The sequence below is a fragment of the Streptomyces sp. Act143 genome, assembly GCF_003143935.1.
Lineage (GTDB): Bacteria > Actinomycetota > Actinomycetes > Streptomycetales > Streptomycetaceae > Streptomyces.
On the sequence record NZ_QFRX01000001.1, the window covers coordinates 4,451,957 to 4,469,233 of the forward strand.

Annotated in this window: 15 protein-coding genes and 1 tRNA gene; 9 read left to right on the top strand and 7 right to left on the bottom strand. The window is 71.7% G+C overall.

What is annotated here, in order from left to right; translation table 11 throughout:
* The first annotated feature begins 77 nt into the window (after positions 1 to 77).
* From DI272_RS20010 to DI272_RS20020, 3 genes are all read left to right on the top strand, one after another.
* On the top strand, positions 78 to 1,769 hold the full coding sequence (locus tag DI272_RS20010) for an IclR family transcriptional regulator C-terminal domain-containing protein (RefSeq protein ID WP_109496687.1): 1,692 nt from the start codon (positions 78 to 80) through the stop codon (positions 1,767 to 1,769).
* A 120-nt stretch (positions 1,770 to 1,889) separates the two neighbouring features.
* Positions 1,890 to 1,962: transfer RNA gene (locus DI272_RS20015), tRNA-Arg, on the top strand.
* 110 nt (positions 1,963 to 2,072) lie between these two features.
* Positions 2,073 to 2,423: a hypothetical protein gene (locus DI272_RS20020; RefSeq protein ID WP_146238367.1), complete on the top strand. Its 351-nt coding sequence runs from the start codon at positions 2,073 to 2,075 to the stop codon at positions 2,421 to 2,423.
* Positions 2,424 to 2,529: 106 nt separating this feature from the next.
* On the opposite strand, the gene DI272_RS20025 is transcribed toward DI272_RS20020, so the two are convergent.
* Complete coding sequence (locus DI272_RS20025) at positions 2,530 to 4,539, bottom strand: hypothetical protein (protein ID WP_109496689.1); 2,010 nt, start codon at positions 4,537 to 4,539, stop codon at positions 2,530 to 2,532.
* Between the two features lie 679 nt (positions 4,540 to 5,218).
* Here DI272_RS20025 and DI272_RS20030 point away from each other — a divergent pair.
* Both DI272_RS20030 and DI272_RS20035 read left to right on the top strand, forming a co-directional pair.
* Positions 5,219 to 6,589, top strand: coding sequence for a hypothetical protein (locus tag DI272_RS20030; RefSeq protein WP_109496690.1), 1,371 nt, complete (start codon positions 5,219 to 5,221; stop codon positions 6,587 to 6,589).
* Between the two features lie 577 nt (positions 6,590 to 7,166).
* Positions 7,167 to 8,249, top strand: coding sequence for a PP2C family protein-serine/threonine phosphatase (locus DI272_RS20035; protein ID WP_181387254.1), 1,083 nt, complete (start codon positions 7,167 to 7,169; stop codon positions 8,247 to 8,249).
* A gap of 290 nt (positions 8,250 to 8,539) precedes the next feature.
* Here DI272_RS20035 and chvE read toward each other — a convergent pair whose 3' ends face one another.
* Positions 8,540 to 9,637: a multiple monosaccharide ABC transporter substrate-binding protein gene (gene chvE / locus DI272_RS20040; RefSeq protein ID WP_109496692.1), complete on the bottom strand. Its 1,098-nt coding sequence runs from the start codon at positions 9,635 to 9,637 to the stop codon at positions 8,540 to 8,542.
* A 915-nt stretch (positions 9,638 to 10,552) separates the two neighbouring features.
* Here chvE and DI272_RS20050 point away from each other — a divergent pair.
* The 3 genes from DI272_RS20050 (at position 10,553) to DI272_RS20060 (ending at position 13,131) form a co-directional block, all read left to right on the top strand.
* The gene (locus DI272_RS20050; RefSeq protein WP_258314610.1) at positions 10,553 to 11,290 is read left to right on the top strand and encodes a glycoside hydrolase family 11 protein; all 738 of its coding nucleotides are present in this window, start codon (positions 10,553 to 10,555) and stop codon (positions 11,288 to 11,290) included.
* 43 nt (positions 11,291 to 11,333) lie between these two features.
* Positions 11,334 to 12,263, top strand: a complete 930-nt coding sequence (locus DI272_RS20055) for a polysaccharide deacetylase family protein (protein ID WP_109500936.1) — start codon at positions 11,334 to 11,336, stop codon at positions 12,261 to 12,263.
* Between the two features lie 103 nt (positions 12,264 to 12,366).
* Positions 12,367 to 13,131, top strand: a complete 765-nt coding sequence (locus DI272_RS20060) for a hypothetical protein (RefSeq protein ID WP_109496694.1) — start codon at positions 12,367 to 12,369, stop codon at positions 13,129 to 13,131.
* Between the two features lie 21 nt (positions 13,132 to 13,152).
* Here the strand turns inward: DI272_RS20060 and DI272_RS20065 are convergent, their stop codons facing one another.
* From DI272_RS20065 to DI272_RS20075, 3 genes are read right to left on the bottom strand one after another with little or no spacing between them, the layout of a single operon-like run.
* A complete protein-coding gene (locus DI272_RS20065) occupies positions 13,153 to 13,536 on the bottom strand; it encodes a peptidase inhibitor family I36 protein (protein ID WP_109496695.1) in 384 nt (127 codons plus the stop codon).
* Between the two features lie 13 nt (positions 13,537 to 13,549).
* Positions 13,550 to 14,047, bottom strand: coding sequence for a hypothetical protein (locus DI272_RS20070; protein ID WP_309221664.1), 498 nt, complete (start codon positions 14,045 to 14,047; stop codon positions 13,550 to 13,552).
* Positions 14,044 to 14,412 (bottom strand): hypothetical protein, encoded by a 369-nt coding sequence (locus DI272_RS20075; protein ID WP_146238369.1) that lies wholly within the window; start codon positions 14,410 to 14,412, stop codon positions 14,044 to 14,046. Before DI272_RS20075 ends, DI272_RS20070 begins: the two co-directional genes overlap by 4 nt.
* A gap of 133 nt (positions 14,413 to 14,545) precedes the next feature.
* On the opposite strand from DI272_RS20075, the gene DI272_RS20080 reads away from it, so the two are divergent.
* Positions 14,546 to 14,767: a cold-shock protein gene (locus DI272_RS20080; protein WP_109496697.1), complete on the top strand. Its 222-nt coding sequence runs from the start codon at positions 14,546 to 14,548 to the stop codon at positions 14,765 to 14,767.
* On the opposite strand, the gene DI272_RS20085 is transcribed toward DI272_RS20080, so the two are convergent.
* Together DI272_RS20085 and DI272_RS20090 are read right to left on the bottom strand one after the other, a co-directional pair.
* Complete coding sequence (locus DI272_RS20085) at positions 14,721 to 15,959, bottom strand: DegT/DnrJ/EryC1/StrS family aminotransferase (RefSeq protein ID WP_109496698.1); 1,239 nt, start codon at positions 15,957 to 15,959, stop codon at positions 14,721 to 14,723. The genes DI272_RS20080 and DI272_RS20085 overlap by 47 nt on opposite strands.
* Before the next feature lie 85 nt (positions 15,960 to 16,044).
* The gene (locus DI272_RS20090; RefSeq protein WP_109496699.1) at positions 16,045 to 17,166 is read right to left on the bottom strand and encodes a GNAT family N-acetyltransferase; all 1,122 of its coding nucleotides are present in this window, start codon (positions 17,164 to 17,166) and stop codon (positions 16,045 to 16,047) included.
* Between the last annotated feature and the right edge of the window lie 111 nt (positions 17,167 to 17,277).

A 17,277-nucleotide genomic window follows, 5' to 3' on the forward strand; every position in this document is an offset into this window, starting at 1 on the left:
GGGCCGTACGGGGTACGACCTGGATGGCGCGCGCCGGATTACCGTAGGGCTCCCGTGCCTGCCGTACCGGAGACCGAATGCCCGCGAAGACGACCACCACCACGGACGACGCCGTGGCTGCGACGGACCCCGCCGCCGTGCCGGCGGAGGCGGTCACGCCGTTGATCCGCGGGATCGCGGTGCTGCGTGTGCTGACCGAGGCCGGCGGGACGCTGAGCCCGAGCGCGCTGGAGCGGGCGACCGGCCTCGCGCGCTCCACGGTCGACCGCATCACCGCCACCCTCGCCCGTATGGGATACGTCCGCCTCGACGGCCGGGACGTGGTGCTCACCCCCCGCCTGATGGAACTCGGCAACGCCTACCTGGCCGCCCTGCGGCTGCCCGCGCTGCTGGACGCGCGCGCCGACGAACTCGCCGACGAACTGGACGAGTCGGTGTCCCTGGCGGTCGCCGACCGGGACGGAATCCGCTTCATCCACCAGGCCACCCGGCGCCGCGCGATGTCCCTGAGCTTCCGTATCGGCGACCTGCTCCCGGCCGAACGCACCGCGCCGGGCGCCCTGTTCGCGACGGAGTGGACGGACGCGGACCGGCGGGCGTGGCGGGAGCGCCGGGCGGCGGACCCCGAGGACCGGGGCTTTCCGGCCGTACCGCCACGCGAACACCCCTGTCCGGACGCCGAGTTCGAGAGCCGGGTGACACAAGCGGCGGCGGACGGCTGGGCGTTGGACGACCAGCTCATCGAACCGGGTTTGGTGGCGGTCGCGGTCCCGGTACGCGACCCGCGCACCGGGCGGATCGCCTGCGCGGCGAGCGTCGTCAGCCACACCAGCCGGCACACGGCGTCCGGTCTGCGCGAGACGCTGCTGCCCCGGCTACGGGCGGCGGTGGCGGACATGGAGCGGGAACTGCGGCAGGCGTCCGCGCCGGAGCCGGTGACCGGCCCGTCGGATCTGGCGCTCTGGACCGGCGCCTCCAAGCAGGAACTCGGCAGGGGGTTCGTGGAGTCCCTGGCACGCGGGCTGACCGTGCTGACGGCGTTCGGCGAGGGCCGGGCCGCCCTGACACTGACGGAGGTGGCGAAGGCGACGGGGCTGGCGCGGGCGACGGCCCGCCGGGCCCTGATCACCTACGAGCACCTGGGCCTGGTCACCGCGACCGCGCACCGCACCTTCACCCTCACCCCGCGGGTGCTGTCCCTGGGTTTCCCGGCGCTGGCCCGGACCTCACTGGCCGAGATCGCGACCCCGCACCTGTCGGACCTCGCCGCCCGCATCCACGAGTCGGCGTCCCTGGCGGTGCTCACCCCGGCCGGCGACGAGATCCAGTACACCGCCCGCGTCGCCACGAACCGGGTGATGAGCGTGAACCTCACCGTCGGCACCCGGCTCCCGGCGTACGCCACCTCCATGGGCCGGGTCCTGCTGGCCGACCTCCAGCCGACGCGCCGCACCCTCGGCGCGCTGCGCCCGCTGACCCCGCACACCCTCACGGACCCCGCGGCCCTCGACCGCGTCCTGACCGAGGTCCACGCCCAGGGGTACGCCCTCGTCGACGAGGAGTTGGAGGCGGGCCTGCGCTCGATCGCGGTCCCGGTGCGCGACCACCGGGGCCGGGTGGTGGCGGCCCTCAACACCGCCATGCACATCACCCGCCGCACCCCCGCGGAGTGCGTGACCGATCTGCTGCCCGAGCTCCGGGCCACCGCGACGGCGATCGAGCGGGACTTCCACACGGCGGACCGCTTCACCCGCGTCCCGACCACCTGACCCACCCACGCCCCCCGTCCCCTCCCCCACCAGCCACACCTGACCTGCGAGAACGGGAACCTTCCCATCCCCCATCCCTTATCCGCTAGGCTGGTCGCGGATCTCACCGAGATCTTTGTCGCCTTCGTAGCTCAGGGGATAGAGCACCGCTCTCCTAAAGCGGGTGTCGCAGGTTCGAATCCTGCCGGGGGCACGCGACCAAGGGCCGGTTCAGGGGCTTGATCCCCTCGAACTGGCCCTTTGCCGTGATCGCGGCCGTTGGCCGCCTCGCGCGGCGCTGATCAACCAGCACATGGTGTCCGTGTGTCGAAGATCGCGGGAGTGCGCTGGGGCGGGTGGCGCGCCTCAGCGCCCTCTGTATGCGCCTTCACTCCTCTTTGGGGGAACGACCGTTCGGGTACGGAAGAGCCAGGGAGGTTCTTCATGTGGAGTGCGATGTTCGAGGAGTTCGGTAAGGGGCTCGTGAACGGCGTGGGCCGGGAAGTTGCATCGGCTGTCGCCGAATGGGTCAAGGCTGCTGAGAACCGGGAGACGGTCAAGAAGGTGGCCACATACTCGGCGATAGGCGTAGCGGGGCTGGCCGCCGGGGTGCTGATCGTCAGCGCCGTGGCCGTTGTCCCGGTCGAGGCCGTGGTCATCGTGGTCTTCGCGTGAAGTTCACAGTTTGCGGCGAACGGGTCGGGCAGTTGGAGGTCCCCCGTTCCTGGTGGACGGGGGCCTTCGTCTGTCGTGGGGGTCTGCGCGGGGGTGTGGGGCGTGGTCAGCCGGGGGTGGGGAGGGTGGGGTCTGTCGCGTAGGTCATTCCCTGTTCGTACGACAGGGCGCGGCCCGCGTCGTAGGTGCGCTCGTAGGCCGGGGCGCCGATCGTGTGGCGGATGGCGTGTTCGCAGGCCTGGCGGGCGGCGATCAGGTCCGGGGAGTTGAGCTGGGCACGGCCCCCGGCGCGGTCCCACAGGCGCTGGGCGATGCCGAGGAGGCCGGCCGCCCGGTGCGCTTCGCCCGCGGCGGTGGTGGCGGACGCCAGGGTGTCGAGGGCCAGGGCCGCGAGGCTGCCGGCGCTGTGCAGCAGCCGGTGTGCGGCGACGGCGCGGGCGGCGTTGCGGACACCCGAGGCGATGTCGCCGTGGGCGAGGTCCAGCATCGCCACGATCACGTCGGCGGTCGAGCGCGTCCACTGCTCGCCGCGTCGGGCGCACTCGTCGCGGACCTCCTCGGCCACCTCGCGGGCCGCCTTGTGATCGCCGCTCATCAAGTGCGCGTACGCCAGGGCGCCGATCGTCTGGAGCTGAGCGGAACCGAGCCAGTCGTCACGGACGGGGAGGCGGGCGGCGACGGACATGGGGCCGATCGCCGCGGCCGGCCGGCCGCGAAGGGAGAGCTGGCCGCCCGTGAGGAAGACGGACACGGACCGGACGACCGGGTCCTGCTGCCGCCCGGCCAGCTCGGCGAACCGCCGGCCGCACTCGGCGGCGGTGTCCAGATCGCCCTGCATGATCGCACCGGCGCCGCGCGTCCACAGGGCCCGCAGCAGGTCGGGCCCCGGAGCCGGGTCGCCGGCGAGCGCCCGGTCGAGACAGTGGTGGGCGTCGCGCACATGGCCGCAGTGCCGCCACAGGAAACCCGCGGTGCCCGCCATCTCCAGACCGGCGCCGCGGTCGGGCCGGTCTAGGGACCAGTCCACCGCGGCGCGCAGGTTGGCGTGGTCGACCAGCACGCGTTCGCACCACTGCACCTGGCGGCCGGTGTTCCACTCGGCGCAGCCGTCGCGGGCCAGGCGCCGGTAGTACTCGCGGTGGCGCAGCCGTACGGCGTCCTCCTCGCCCAGCTCCCGCAGCCAGTCGGCACCGTACTCGCGCACCGTGTCGAGCATCCGGAAGCGGGGCGTGCCCGTGCTCCGGACGCGCTGGACGATGGACTGCGCGGCGAGTTCGCCGAGCAGGACGGGAACCTGTCCCGCCGTCAGCGGGCCGCCGGCGCACACCTCCTGGGCGGCCTCGGCGTCGAAGCCGCCGGTGAACACCGAGAGCCGGGCCCACAGCAGCCGTTCCAGCGAAGCGCACAGCTCATGGCTCCAGCCGATGGTGGTGCGCAGGGCCTGGTGGCGCGAGGCGTCCTCGGTGCCGCGGTCCGAGTCCAGCAGGGCCAGCCGGTGATCCGTCCGGGTTCCGAGGTGATCGCCCAGCTCGGAGAGCGACAGGGATGACAGCCTGGCCGCGGCCAGTTCGACGGCCAGCGGGATGCCGTCCAGGTACCGGCAGACGGAGACCGCGGTCGGCCGGGTGGTCTCGTCGAGCACGAAGCCGGGGTGCACGGCGGCCGCCCGGTCGGCGAACAGGACGACCGCGTCGTCCCGCGCCTCGGTACCGGGCCCGTCCACCGGCAGCGGCTCGACCTCCAGGCACTGCTCCCCGGGCAGTCCGAGCGGGCGGCGGCTGGTGGCCAGGACGTGCACGTGCGCGGCGAGGCGCAGCGTGTCGACGAAGGCCGCGCTGTCCTCCAGCAGGTGTTCGCACGAGTCGAGGACCAGCAGCAGTCGCTTGTCCGCGAGCCACGCGGCCAGCGCGTCCGTCGCCGAGCGCGTCGTCTGGTCGGCCACCCGCAACGCCTCCATCACCAGCAGCGCCAGCGTGTCGGGGCCGGTCAGGCCGCTGTTGTGCAGGCAGGAGAGCTCCACCAGCCACGCACCGTCCGGGTAGGCGGGGCGCATCCGGTGCGCGGCCCGCACCGCCAGCCGTGTCTTGCCGACCCCGCCCGGCCCCAGCAGAGTCACCAGCCGACGCTCCACACCGCCCCCGCTCGGCTTCCCCTCACCGCCCCCGGTCGGCCGACCGCTCCCGCCGTACTGCCCTCGGCCGCCCCCGGTCAGCCGACCGCTCCCGCCGTACTGCCCTCGGCCGTCCCCGCCCGACCCGCCGCCCCGGCTCAACTGGCCCTCGCCCGGCCCGCCGTCCCCGCCCGGCTCGCCGCCTTCACCCGGCCCGCCGGGTGGGCGCAGTAGGTTCTCGAGGTGGGTCAGTTCGGTCTGGCGGCCGACGAAGCTGCGTGTCTCCGGTGGCAGGTTCCCCGACCACTCGCCCGTCTCCGTCTCCCCCGGCACCTCATGTGGCACGGTGCTCCCTCCCCGATCCCGGTCCTGTCAGGACCCGGCACAGTGTGCTCCGGCGGCACTCCGCGCGTCGGGAGCACCGGGTACGGAGACAGAAACACGGCGTCGTCCTGCCTTCGCTGTTCACTTCGGAGCCGGTGGCGATCGGTTCGCTGACGTGCCTCGACCGGTAGGGCCGCAGTACCACCGGCGCACATCTCGGAGTGTTGTCGACGGCGCGCTCCGGCGCCCGGACAGCGCGCCCTGTCGCACCTCCGGGCGCCGCCGCCGCACCGGTTGTGCGGGGGGTGCGGAGCGCGCAATTGTGCCCGCCTCATCCCGGCAAACAGGAGGAGTTGCGCTCATGACCATAGGTCTCCTGCCCTTCGAACGCCGCCCGGCGTGGAGAGCGCACCTGGCAGTGGTGTCCGCACTGGCCGTCGGCCTGGTGATGGCCCTCGCACCCGCCGCGGCGGCCGCACCCGGCGACCTGGACACCGGCTTCGGCACCGGCGGCAAGGTCACCACCGACTTCGGCGCCAGCCCGTCGGAGCCGGAGATCGGCAACGATCTGCTGCGTACATCCAACGGCTCCCTGTTCGTCACCGGCCGCCGCGGCTTCAACCCGCCCGGCACCGGCCTGAACAGCACCTTCGGCATCGCCAAGTACACCGCCGGCGGGGCGCTGGACACTGGCTTCGGCACCGGCGGCAAGGTCGCCACCAGCTTCGGCGACACCGTGGCGGTGGCCCGCACGATCATCGAGGCGGGCAGCGGGAAGCTCCTGGTGGGCGGGTTCACCAAGGGTGAGCAGATCGCCGACCTCGCGCTGGCGAGGTACAACTCCGACGGCAGCCTCGACACGTCGTTCGGCGGCGGCGACGGCAAGGTCACCACCGACGTGTCCGGCGGACTCGGTGACGGCATCCGCGGCCTGAGCCTGACCAGCGGCGGCAAGATCCTCGCGGCCGGGGCGGCCGGGGCGGACTCCTTCATCGCCCGCTACAACTCCGACGGCACCCTGGACACCGGCTTCGGCGGCGGCGACGGCATCGTCACCACCGACTTCGGCACCGGGGACCACCTCTTCGCGCTGGAGGAGCTGTCCAGCGGGAAGATGATCGCGGCCGGCAGCGCCAACAGTGACTTCCTGCTGGTCCGGTACAACTCCGACGGCACCCTCGACACCGGCTTCGGCGGCGGCGACGGCATCGTCACCACCGACTTCAACGGGTTCTCCGACCTCGCGTTCGGCTTCACCCAGGCGCCCGGCGGCGACTACGTGATCGCGGGCGCGGTCGACGCCCCCGAGCCGTTCGGCGTCACCGGCCCCATCAAGGTCGGCGTGGTCCGCTACAACTCCGACGGCAGCCTGGACACCGGCTTCAGCGGCGACGGCAAGGTCACCACGGACGTGAACACCTTGCTCGCCGACGAGGCACGCGATGTCGCCGTGGACGGCAACGGCAAGATCGTGATCGCCGGGGTGACCGGCGAGTCCGTCGTGTTCCCCGTCGACCCCGTCGACGGGGACGTCCTCGTCGCCCGCTACAACTCCGACGGCAGCCTGGACACCGGCTTCAGCGGCGACGGCATCGCCACCGTCGACTTCTCCGGCGGGGCGGACGCCGCGCGCGGCATCGCACTGACCGGCAGCAACGACATCGTCATCGCCGGCGGCGCGACATCGAGCACGACCGGGCTCGACTTCGCCCTGGCCAAACTCCAGGGATAGGTGGCCCCGGATGACGGCGGCGGTGATGCGGGGCAACGGCCCCGACTCACCGCCGCCCTTGCGCGCGCCGGACGTGGCGGGCGTGACGGGCGTGACGGGCACCGCCGCACCCGCGCGTCACGGTGGCGTCTCCGTCCGAGTCGCTCCCCACCAGTCCCCACTACTTCCGGTCGCTCCCCACCACTCCCCACCACTTCCGGTCGCCCCCCACCACTCCCCACCACATCCGGCCGCTCCCCACCACTCCCCACCGCTTCCGGCCGCTCCTCACCACGCCCCACCACTTCCGGCCGCTTCCGGCCGCTCCCGGTCGGCCCCCGGGCCTCGCACGCCGCGAGACGCCCTCTTCTTCGCGCAAGGCGCTCATATGGCCGCACCACGGAAAACATGTCCGATCACCTCTGAGCACGCTCCGGTCAACCAGCCCTGTCCGGTCACGCGTTGGGCCATAGTGGCCGTCCTCTGTCGCAACCTCTCAAGACGCCGGGGGAGGCAGGGGCCGCACATGACCGTCAGGACAGCCGGGAGTCAGAGGTGGAAGACGAGCACACGGAGTCGGCGCGGCAGGTACCGGCCGGTGCTCGCGCTGGGCGCGAGTGGTCTGCTCGCCGTTCTCAGCGGACTGGACAGCCGGCGGCTGGGCGTCGCCGTACTGGTCATCGGCCCCGTACTGGCCTGCGCCCGGCTGAACGCATGGCGCACCGCGGTGGTGTCGGGGTGGGCGCTGCTGCTCGCTCTCGGGGTGGGCGCCGCGAGGGGCCTGCTGGCGACCGCGGGTTTCGGGATCGAACTCCTCGTCCTGCTGACCGGCTGCGCACTGGCCGTCCTTGACGCCGCCCGGCACACGGGCGACGCGGACGCACTGGCCCGGGCCACCGAGGTCGCCCAGGCCTCGCAGAACGCGATCCTGCGGCCGATGTCGGCGCAGCTCGGCGGCATCGAGGTGTGCGCCCGGCCCCGCTGCGCCGTCGAGGGGGCGACGGTGTGCGGGGATCTGTACGACGTCGTCCACACCCCGTACGGAGTGCGGCTGCTCGTCGGGGACGTACGCGGTCACGGCCTGGACGCCCTGCGGACCACCGCGGCGACGATCGGGGCGTTCAAGGACCTTGCCTATCTCACCCCCGGCCTCGCCGATCTGGCGACGGCGCTGGACGCGAGGCTCACCCCGGAGCTGGGGCCGGAGGACTTCGTCACCGCCGTGCTCGCCGAGTTCGCCCCCGGCGAGGTCCGCCTCGTCAACTGCGGGCATCCCGCGCCGATCCGGGCCGGGAAGCAGGTCGGGCTGCTGGAACCACTGGAGCCGGCGCCCCCGTTGGGCCTGCATCCGAGACCCCGGCTGTACCGCTTCTACCTGCAGAGCGGGGACCGGCTCCTGTTCTACACGGACGGCCTGAGCGAGGCACGCGATGCGAACGGCGCCGACTTCCCGCTCCTCGAACGGGCCGGTGCCGCACTGGCCGAACTCGCTCCCTGCGACGTGCTCGACGCGCTGTACGCCATGGCGGCGGCGCACGCGGGCCGCACGCCGATGGACGACATCGCGCTCGTCCTGTGCCAGCCGACCAGCATGGTCGCGCCCTCGCCCGCCGTCCGGCCGCCGACGCTGGCCAGGGGAACGGGTGGCGCTCCGGGGAACTGCCACCACGAGACCGGCTGACGCACCGCCTGCGGGTCAGCCACCCGACGGCGGGGGGAGGGAGGACGGTCGTGAACCACTTCGGCGACGGGTGGCCCGGCACCCGACCGCGGACACGGGCCACGGACACGGGCCACGGACACAGGCCACGGACACGGACCACGGGCCACGGGCCACGGACCACGGACACAGGCCGCGCGCGGTTCAAGAGCGCCCGCGGCGGCCCGTGGGCGCTCTCGGTGAGGCGGGCGGGTGGGTTCTCAAGTCCGCTCTCCGGAGCGCTGCTTGAGGCCGCCCCCCTCCCCGGGACGCTACTTGAGCTCGTCCTCGGTGAAATAGTCGTCCTTGACGAGGACGTCGTAGTTGGTCTTGTCGACGCTCGTCGGCTGGAGCAGGATCGCGGGGACCGCCTTGACGCCGTTCTTGTAGCCCACGGAGTCGTCGACCCACGGCAGCCGGTCGTTGAGGATGTCGTCGACCACGGTCACGGCGGCGTCGGCGAGTTTGCGGACGTCCTTGTAGACGGTCTGCGACTGCTGGCCGGCGATGATCGACCTGACGGACTCCAGTTCGGCGTCCTGACCGGTGACGATCGGGAGGGGCTTGGCGCCGGTGCCGTAGCCGGCGGAGTGCAGGGCGGCCAGCACGCCTCTCGATATGCCGTCGTACGGCGACAGCACCGCGTCGACCGTCTGGCCGCTGCCGTAGTCGGCGAGGATTCCCTTCATGCGCTTCTCCGCCGTGGGGCCGTCCCAGCGCAGGGTGGTTATCTTCTCGAGCTGGGTCTGGCCGGACGGGACGACCAACTCCCCCTTGTCCAGGAACGGTTGGAGCAGTGCCATCGAACCGGCGAAGAAGTACTTGGTGTTGTTGTCGTCGGGGGAACCGGCGAACAGCTCGATGGTGAACGGGCCCTTCTCGCCGTCCTCCAGCCCCAGCTTCTCGATGATGTAGTGGGCCTGCATCCGGCCGACCATCTCGTTGTCGAAGGAGACGTAGTAGTCGACGTTCTTGGTGCCGAGGATGAGGCGGTCGTAGGCGATCACCGGGATCTTCGCGTCGGCGGCCTTCTGCAGCACGCCGCCCAGCGACTCGTTGTCGATGGCCGCGATGATCAGCGCGGCGACGCCCTTCTCGACCAGCTTCTCGATCTGGGCGACCTGGGCCTTCGGGTCGTCGTCGCCGTAGACCAGCTCGGTCTTGTAGCCCTTGGCCTTCAGGTTCTCGACGACGCTCTTGCCGTCGGTGAGCCAGCGGTCGGAGGCCCGCGTCGGCATGGCGATGCCGATCGTCGCGCCCTCGGCATCGCCCCCTGAGCCGGCCTCGGAGGCATCGCTCTCCAGTCCGCAGGCGGAGAGGGTGAGGGCCAGGGAGGCCACTCCGGCAAGCAGGGCTCTTCGATCCAACACGGTGATGGTCCTTGTCGTTCTCGTCGTTGAGGGGTGACGGCGTATCAGGTGTCGAGGGGGGTGTGGTTCTTGGCGCCCTGGGCCGAGCCCTCGCCGGTCCGCGCTGCCGCTGCCGCCGCCGAGGTCATCGGGGCCTGGTGCGCGGATTTCGAGGCCGGGTGCACGGACATCACGGTGCTGGACAGCCGGCCGGGGCCGCCCGGAGGGTGCGGGGCGGCTCGGTCCGGGACGGTGCCCGAGTCGGTGTTCTGGTGCCTCGGCGCCCTGGGGTCGCCGAGCGGTGCCTTGCAACAGCCGGACGTCCGGGGCCGGTCAGCCCCCGTGATCCCGGTGCCGGGAGTGCGCGTGTCCCCGTACGCCGGGCGGCGCCTCGGCGTTCAGGCCGTCTAAGTGCTGATCCCGGCAGTGCACAGGGCAGTCGCCTTTCGGGTGTTCGAAATCTCGACAGACGTGCGGAATATTGGCGTGACGGTAAGGGGAGGTGTGCATGGTGTCAACGGTGCGAACTGGAACGGTTACAGAAAGGCGTGAAATGCGGGGAGCGTGTGAGGGAGGCGGACCGGGAGGCGGGCCGGAAAAACCACGCGGCACCCGGACATTCCGCGAGGCGACCGGAGAAACGCCGACCAGAGAAACATCGACCGGAGAAACACCGATCAGAGAAACGCCGACCGGAAAACACCGACCGGCGCACAACCGGTAATTACTCGAAACATTCGACGGTTGCGATCGAAAGTTGATCTCCATTCGCGCCAGCTCGGTCAGCGGCTCCGCACTTCAGCTAACTGCGACTGTTTCGCCAACCGAGCCGAAACCATTGACACTTGACGGGGACAGACCAACACTGCATGCGTTGACGGGGCTCCCCCCCTCCGGCCCCCACCGCCCTCTCCGAGGACGAGGAGGAACACGTCCATGAACGACGCACCCGCACCCGCAACCACCGCCGCAACCGCGATCACGCCCGCGGACACCCCCGCCCCCGCATCCCTCACCCGCAGGAGCCTCTGCGGCCTGCTGCTCGGCACCGGTGCCGCGCTCACGCTGCCCGGGGCCGTCGGGACCGCCAACGCCGCCACGGTCGTCACCACGAACCAGACCGGGACCAACAACGGCTACTACTACTCCTTCTGGACGGACGCCCAGGGCACGGTCTCGATGACCCTGAACTCCGGCGGGAACTACAGCACTTCATGGCGCAACACCGGCAATTTCGTCTGCGGCAAGGGCTGGAGCAACGGCGCCCGCAGGAACGTGACGTACTCGGGCAGCTTCAGCCCGTCCGGCAACGCCTACCTCGCGCTCTACGGCTGGACCTCGAACCCGCTCGTCGAGTACTACATCGTCGACAACTGGGGCACCTACCGGCCCACGGGCACGTACAAGGGCACGGTCACCAGCGACGGCGGCACGTACGACATCTACCAGACCACCCGCTACAACGCCCCGTCCGTCGAGGGCACCAAGACCTTCAACCAGTACTGGAGCGTGCGGCAGTCGAGGCGGACCGGCGGCACCATCACCACCGGCAACCACTTCGACGCCTGGTCCCGCGCCGGGATGCCACTCGGCAGCTTCAGCTACTACATGATCATGGCGACGGAGGGCTACCAGAGCAGCGGAAGCTCCAACATCACCGTCAGCGGAGGGTGATGTGAGCCTCCGTTCCCTGTTCACGAGATTGGCCGTCCTCGCCATGGCAGCAGCGAGCACCCTCACCGTCCAGGCCGCCGCCCCGGCACAGGCCGCCGCCTGCACCGGATACGTCGGCCTCACCTTCGACGACGGCCCCTCCGGCAACACCTCGGCCCTGCTCAACGCGCTCACCCAGAACGGGCTGCGGGCCACCATGTTCAACGAGGGCCAGTACGCCGCCGCCAACCCGTCCCTGGTGAGGGCCCAGGTCAGCGCCGGCATGTGGGTCGGCAACCACAGCTACACCCACCCCCACCTGACCACGCTCAGCCAGTCCCAGATCGACTCGGAGATCTCCCGCACCCAGCAGGCCGTCGCCGCGGCCGGGGGTGGCACGCCGACGCTGTTCCGGCCGCCGTACGGCGAGACCAACGCGACCGTGAAGGCGGTCGAGGCCAAGTACGGGCTGACCGAGGTCCTGTGGAACGTGGACTCGCAGGACTGGAACGGCGCCAGTACGGACGCCATCGTCGCCGCCGCCGGACGGCTCACCGACGGCCAGGTCATCCTCATGCACGACTGGTCCGCCAACACGCTCGCCGCGATCCCGCGGATAGCGCAGGGGCTGGCGGCGCGCGGCCTGTGCGCCGGGATGATCTCGCCGGCCACCGGCCGGGCCGTCGCCCCCGGCGGGGACACCGGAGGCGGAGGCGGCAGCGGAGGCTCCGGCTGTACGGCCACCCTCTCCGCCGGGTCCTCCTGGAGCGACCGGTACAACCTCAACGTCTCGGTGACCGGGTCCAGCACCTGGACCGTGACGATGACCGTGCCCGCCCCCGCGAAGATCCTCTCCACCTGGAACATCACCGCCAGTTACCCCAGCGCCCAGGTGCTGACCGCCAGGCCGAACGGCAGCGGCAACTCCTGGGGCGTCACCATCCAGCACAACGGCAACCGCACCTGGCCCACCGTTTCCTGCAGTACGGGCTGACCCGCGCGAAGGGCGCGGCGGTGTCGTATCCTCACGGCATCCGCCGCGCCTGTGACCTGGGGGGATCCAGGGTCGTGGGCCGGCTCGAACCACATGGGGATTCATGCGTGCAGCATCCTGGGGGGCCGTGTTCACCGGCGCCCTCGTCCTGTCCGGCGCCGCTCTCACCGTCCCGTCCGCGTCCGCCGCGGAGACCGGCGTGGTGATCGAGAAGGTGTCCGTGAACGGCGGCAAGTCCATCGTCCTCGGTACGTCCCGGACGGAGAAGTTCACCATCTCGGCGACCGTCTCCGACGACTCGGGGATCAGCCAGAACCTGGCGTTCCTGCAGATCGACCGCGAGAAGGGCGACGACTACTGGTCCTTCCACGGCGAGCCGACCTGCACCGCCGTCAGCTCCACCACGTCCACCTGCAAGCTCACCGTGCAGCTGGAGAAGGACATCGACCTGCCCCGCAACACCCTCGCGGGGCCCTGGAACGTGTACGTCCAGTTCAAGGCCAAGGACGGTGACTACTACGGCGGCGACTGGGGCACCCACCCCGTCAAGCGCCGCGGCACCGTCTCCGTGGACGCCTCGCCCGAGCCGGTGAGCAAGGGCAAGGCGATCACGGTCACGGGCAAGCTGGCCCGCGCCAACTGGGACAAGTACGTCTACGCCGGCTACACCGGGCAGTCCGTGCGTCTTCAGTTCCGCCCGGCGGGCAGCGACACCTACACCACGGTCAAGACCGTGACGAGCGACAGCACCGGCAGGCTCAAGACCACGGTCACCGCCTCCAAGGACGGCTACTGGCGCTGGAACTTCGCCGGTACGGCCACCACCTCGGCGGCCAAGGCCACGGGCGACTTCGTCGACGTACGCTGAGCGGACGCGGCGCGAGCCGGGTCAGCAGCCCGTCGCCCACACATGTGCGTCGCCGCGGTCGTTGGCGGTGGCGTTGTAGCCCACCTCGTCGCCCGGGCGGAGGCAGATCGTCATGTCGCCGCCCGTGGACGGGAACTGGATGGCGGACTCGTAGACCTTGACGTGGTCCTTGACGCCGGGGCCGGAGATGCCGTGGTTGGCCCAGGAGGAGTCGCTGTCGGCGATCCAGCTCTCCCACCACTCGTCGTCGCCGGACGCGTTCATCCGCTGCCCGCCGAAGTTGGCGTCCGTCCAGGCGCAGAAGTTGCCGCTCGGACACTCGGCGGCCGCCGCGGGCGAGGCGGTCGCCAGACCCGTGCCGGTGGCGAGGAGGGCGGCGACGAACAGGGAGACGTACTGCTTCACAAGTAGTGCCTTTCTAGTGGTGGTTGTACGACGCGCTGAGCAACGCCCGTGCCTCGGTGAGGCCGTGGGCGCGCAGCTCCTGGTAGGCGGCGCGGTCTGCGCGCGGCGCCCGGGACTTGAGGTTGTTCACGAGCGTGACCGCCCGGAACCAGCGCCGCTGGTCGCCGTAGAGACGGCGTTCCGCGGCGGCGAGACAGCCGTCGGTGTGGTGGCCGACGACATGGCCGCTGGGCAGTTCGAGGGTGAGTTCGGCGCGGCCGGTGCCGAACAGGGCGCGGTCCACGGCGTCCGACGCGGGCGGCCCGCCCGGACGCGGCGGGGTGAGGCCCTGGCCGGTCAGACACCGGTCGGTGAGCAGGAGTTGGGCCGCCTTGAGGGTGTCGGCGGGGGTCAGGTTCACGGCCGGTTCACGGGACGCGCCGCAGCCGGTGGCCGCCGTGGCCGTCGTGGCCGCCGCGAGCAGGCAGAGCGTGGCGAGTGCGCGCCGGGGGCGGCGGGGGCCGCGGTTCACCCCGGCTGGCAGTCGGAGTGCGGGGTGGTGTCGATCGCGTCGACCTTGTCCGCCCACTCCCAGTTCTCCGAGTAGTCACCGCCGTAGACCGTGCGTTGCAGGCAGCCGCCCGAGCGGGGGAAGTGCAGGACGTAGGTGGTCCGGTTGACCTGGGAGCTGAAGGACTTCGCGTTTCTGCGGACCGTGGCGTCGAGTTCGGCGTATCCGCCGCGGTTCGCGTCGTAGCACCAGCCGCCGCCCATCTCGCCCGGCTGCGGCCAGAAGCAGACGTGCCCCGGCTGGACGGCGGCCGAGGCGGACGGGGCCGGGGTCAGGGTGAGCGCGGCGAGCGCGGCGGACAGGGCGAGAGTGACGGTGCGTCGCAAGAGGACCTCGAAGGAAGGCGGTTGGAGGATGCACGCGCTGCCTTCCCGCCCCCTGACCTGCGCAAGCGCGAGGAGTCCGGACGTCACTCGTAACAGTGAGTAGTCATACAGGGGAGCCGGTAGGGTCCGGTTCATGGTGACTGCGATCGTCCGCGACTGGTACGACGAAGAAGGCTGGGGCGTCCTCGACTCCCCCGAGACCCCGGGCGGCTGCTTCGCCCACTACTCCGACATCCGGACGAAGGGCCCCGACTACCGCAACCTCACGCCCGGCCAACGGGTGGAACTCGCCTGGGAGGCACCGGGCTTCAAGCAGGACGGATACGACTACCGCGCGGTGTCGATCGTGCCGTGACCGCCGGACCCGGCTCGGCCGGGACCGCCCGTCCCTTCGTCAGCGCCTTGGTCACCCGGCGGGCCAGCAGCGGGTCCACCGGCAGCACATGGGAGGCGAACCAGCGGGCGGGCGCCGGGTCCGGGGCCGGGTCCACGAATTCCGCGCCCGCGTAGTCGTCGAGCGGCGGGTCGTAGAGGTAGCCGGAGACCACGCCGTGCCCGATCAGGCGCTCCACCAGGGTGTCCCGGTCGTCCACCAGCAGCGGCACCCGGAAGAGCGGCAGCGGACTCTCGTGGCCGCCGCGCTCACGCACCGCCGGGGAGGCCCACGGGGTGCCCGCGAGGAGCGTGACGCCCGCCCTGCGGTGGGCGAGGTCGGTGTCCAGCCGGGACAGCCGCACACTCAACTGGGCCCGCACGAAGGCGCCCTGCCGGATGCGGTAGTCGTGCAGGTCGACGCGTATCCAGGGGTCGTACGGCGGCAGGCTCGGCGCCTCGTGCGCGGCCAGCGTCAGCCGCGGCGCGTGCAGCGGCATCCGGAAGGAACCGGCGTCGCGTTCGAGGAGGCCGAGGCGTTGCATGGCGCGCCAGGTGGGGCGGACGAGGTGCAGGGCCTTGACCGTGGAGCGGGCCAGGGGGCGCAGCGTGACCGCCAGGTCGGCGCGGAGCCGGGCCGGGGTGAGCAGGTCGTCGCGCAGGATCTCCAGCTCCCGCCTGGTGCGGGCGTCCGGGACCGCGAGGAAGCCGCCCGCCATCGCCGCCACGTGCTTGGAGAGGCTGAAGGCGGCGGCCTCGCCGAAGGTGCCGATGGGCTGCCCGGCGACGTGCGTGCCGATGGCGTGGGCCGCGTCCTCGATCAGCGGGATGCCGAACTGGTCGCAGCGGCGTCGGAGTTCGGTGACACGGTCCGGGATGCCGTAGAGGTTGGTGGTCAGGACGGCGTCCAGGGTGCGCCAGGTGGACTCCGGTACGGCCGCGGGGTCGATGTTGCCGTCCCAGGGGGAGACCGGGGCGGTCACGGGGCGCAGGCCCGCCGCCAGGACGACGAAGAGGATCACGTCGTCGTTGACCGGGGACATCAGGACCCGGCCGCCGGGGCGGCACCAGCGCCGCAGGGCCAGGTAGAGGGCGAGCCGGGCCGAGGGCGTGTACACGCATTCCCGGCCGAGCCGCCGGGTCATCGTCCGGGCGAGCCGAGCTCCGTACGGCATCGTCACCTCGTCTGTTGAGGGGTCGCTGAGAGAGGGGCGGAGGGGACGCCGAAGGAGGCGCCGGCCCTCCGCAGGGCGCCGGGGCTCAGCCGCTCTTCGGGTGCGCCGAGGTGCGCAGGCCGCCGACCGTCTTCAGCAGGCGGTCGGCCGGGGCGCGGAGCCGGGGGTGGGCCAGGACCGTGTTGCGCAGGCCGCGGACCGGCCGGCGCCACATGCGGTGGGCGGTCGCCACCGGGTGCGGGCGGGCCGCGAAGCCCTCGCCGACGCGCAGCTCACGGGTCTTGAGCCAGTCCTTCCACTCCTTGTCGCCGCGCCCCAGGTCCATCAGCCGCACGCCCTGCCGCCCCGCGGCCTCCGCCATGCGCAGGTGCATGATCAAACCGGGTGAGTAGTAGCGCAGTTCGGGGTCGTACGCGGTGAACCAGGCGGCGAAGACGGTGCGCGAGGTCGGCCCGAAATGGGCGGCGACGGGGCGGTCGCCGGCGTAGACGACGGACATCACCCCGGTGAAGTGGTCCTCGCGGACCTCGAAGAGGTGGTCGACGAGATCGACGATCCAGGGCCGGGCGAACCGGTCCATGCGGCCCGTCCTGCGGTACTGCGCCGACTTCCACCGCATGAGCGTGCGCAGCGCCTTCGGGTCCCGCTCGTCGTACACGAACCGCAGCTCGCCGAGGTCGCGGGCCAGCCGGCGTTCCTTCTTCAGGACCGTCTTGGCGAGGCCCGGGTAGGCGCCGCGCAGCCACTCCGGGTAGGTGCGGTCGGAGTCCTTCAGATCGATGACCGGGGAGGCGAACATGCCGGTGACATAACGGGCGAAGGGTTTCTGCTCCTCGACGAGATGGTCGAACTCGAAGACGGACAGCCCGCTGGCCCGGAGCAGCTCCCGGGGGTTCCAGGTGACTCCGGGCCGGTGGACGAGGGCCTGGCAGTCGGACAGGCCCAGGCCGATGGCCCGGCCGACGCCGAGGGCGGTGCGCTCGTACGGGAAGAAGCCGACGGGTTCCGCGCCCCGGTGCAGGACGGCCACCCGGGCCCCGCCGCGATGTCTGCCGACGCCGGCGGCGAACTCCGGGGCCAGGAACGGGTTCTGGTAGTCCGGCGACTCGTCCATCACCTGGTGCCAGGCCGTGCGCAGTTCGTCGCTGAGTGCCTCGGGTCTGTGGATCGTGATCTCGTTGCTCGTGGAGTTGTACGTGGATCGCATGGGCGACCGCTCCCCCTCAGTTCCCCCCAGAGACGCGTAGGCCGCGCCCCTCCCCTTCCTCCGCCGTGCGTCGGGTGCGCATGGTGGTGGGGCTCAAACGTCGCGAAACAG

What these genes read in the sequence shown, in the direction of transcription:
- DI272_RS20010 (WP_109496687.1), top strand. Translation starts at nt 78, where the DNA reads ATGCCCGCGAAGACGACCACCACCACGGACGACGCCGTGGCTGCGACG.
- DI272_RS20030 (WP_109496690.1), top strand. Translation starts at nt 5,219, where the DNA reads ATGACCATAGGTCTCCTGCCCTTCGAACGCCGCCCGGCGTGGAGAGCG.
- DI272_RS20050 (WP_258314610.1), top strand. Translation starts at nt 10,553, where the DNA reads ATGAACGACGCACCCGCACCCGCAACCACCGCCGCAACCGCGATCACG.
- DI272_RS20055 (WP_109500936.1), top strand. Translation starts at nt 11,334, where the DNA reads ATGGCAGCAGCGAGCACCCTCACCGTCCAGGCCGCCGCCCCGGCACAG.
- DI272_RS20060 (WP_109496694.1), top strand. Translation starts at nt 12,367, where the DNA reads ATGCGTGCAGCATCCTGGGGGGCCGTGTTCACCGGCGCCCTCGTCCTG.
- DI272_RS20080 (WP_109496697.1), top strand. Translation starts at nt 14,546, where the DNA reads ATGGTGACTGCGATCGTCCGCGACTGGTACGACGAAGAAGGCTGGGGC.
- DI272_RS20085 (WP_109496698.1), bottom strand. Translation starts at nt 15,959, where the DNA reads ATGCCGTACGGAGCTCGGCTCGCCCGGACGATGACCCGGCGGCTCGGC.
- DI272_RS20090 (WP_109496699.1), bottom strand. Translation starts at nt 17,166, where the DNA reads ATGCGATCCACGTACAACTCCACGAGCAACGAGATCACGATCCACAGA.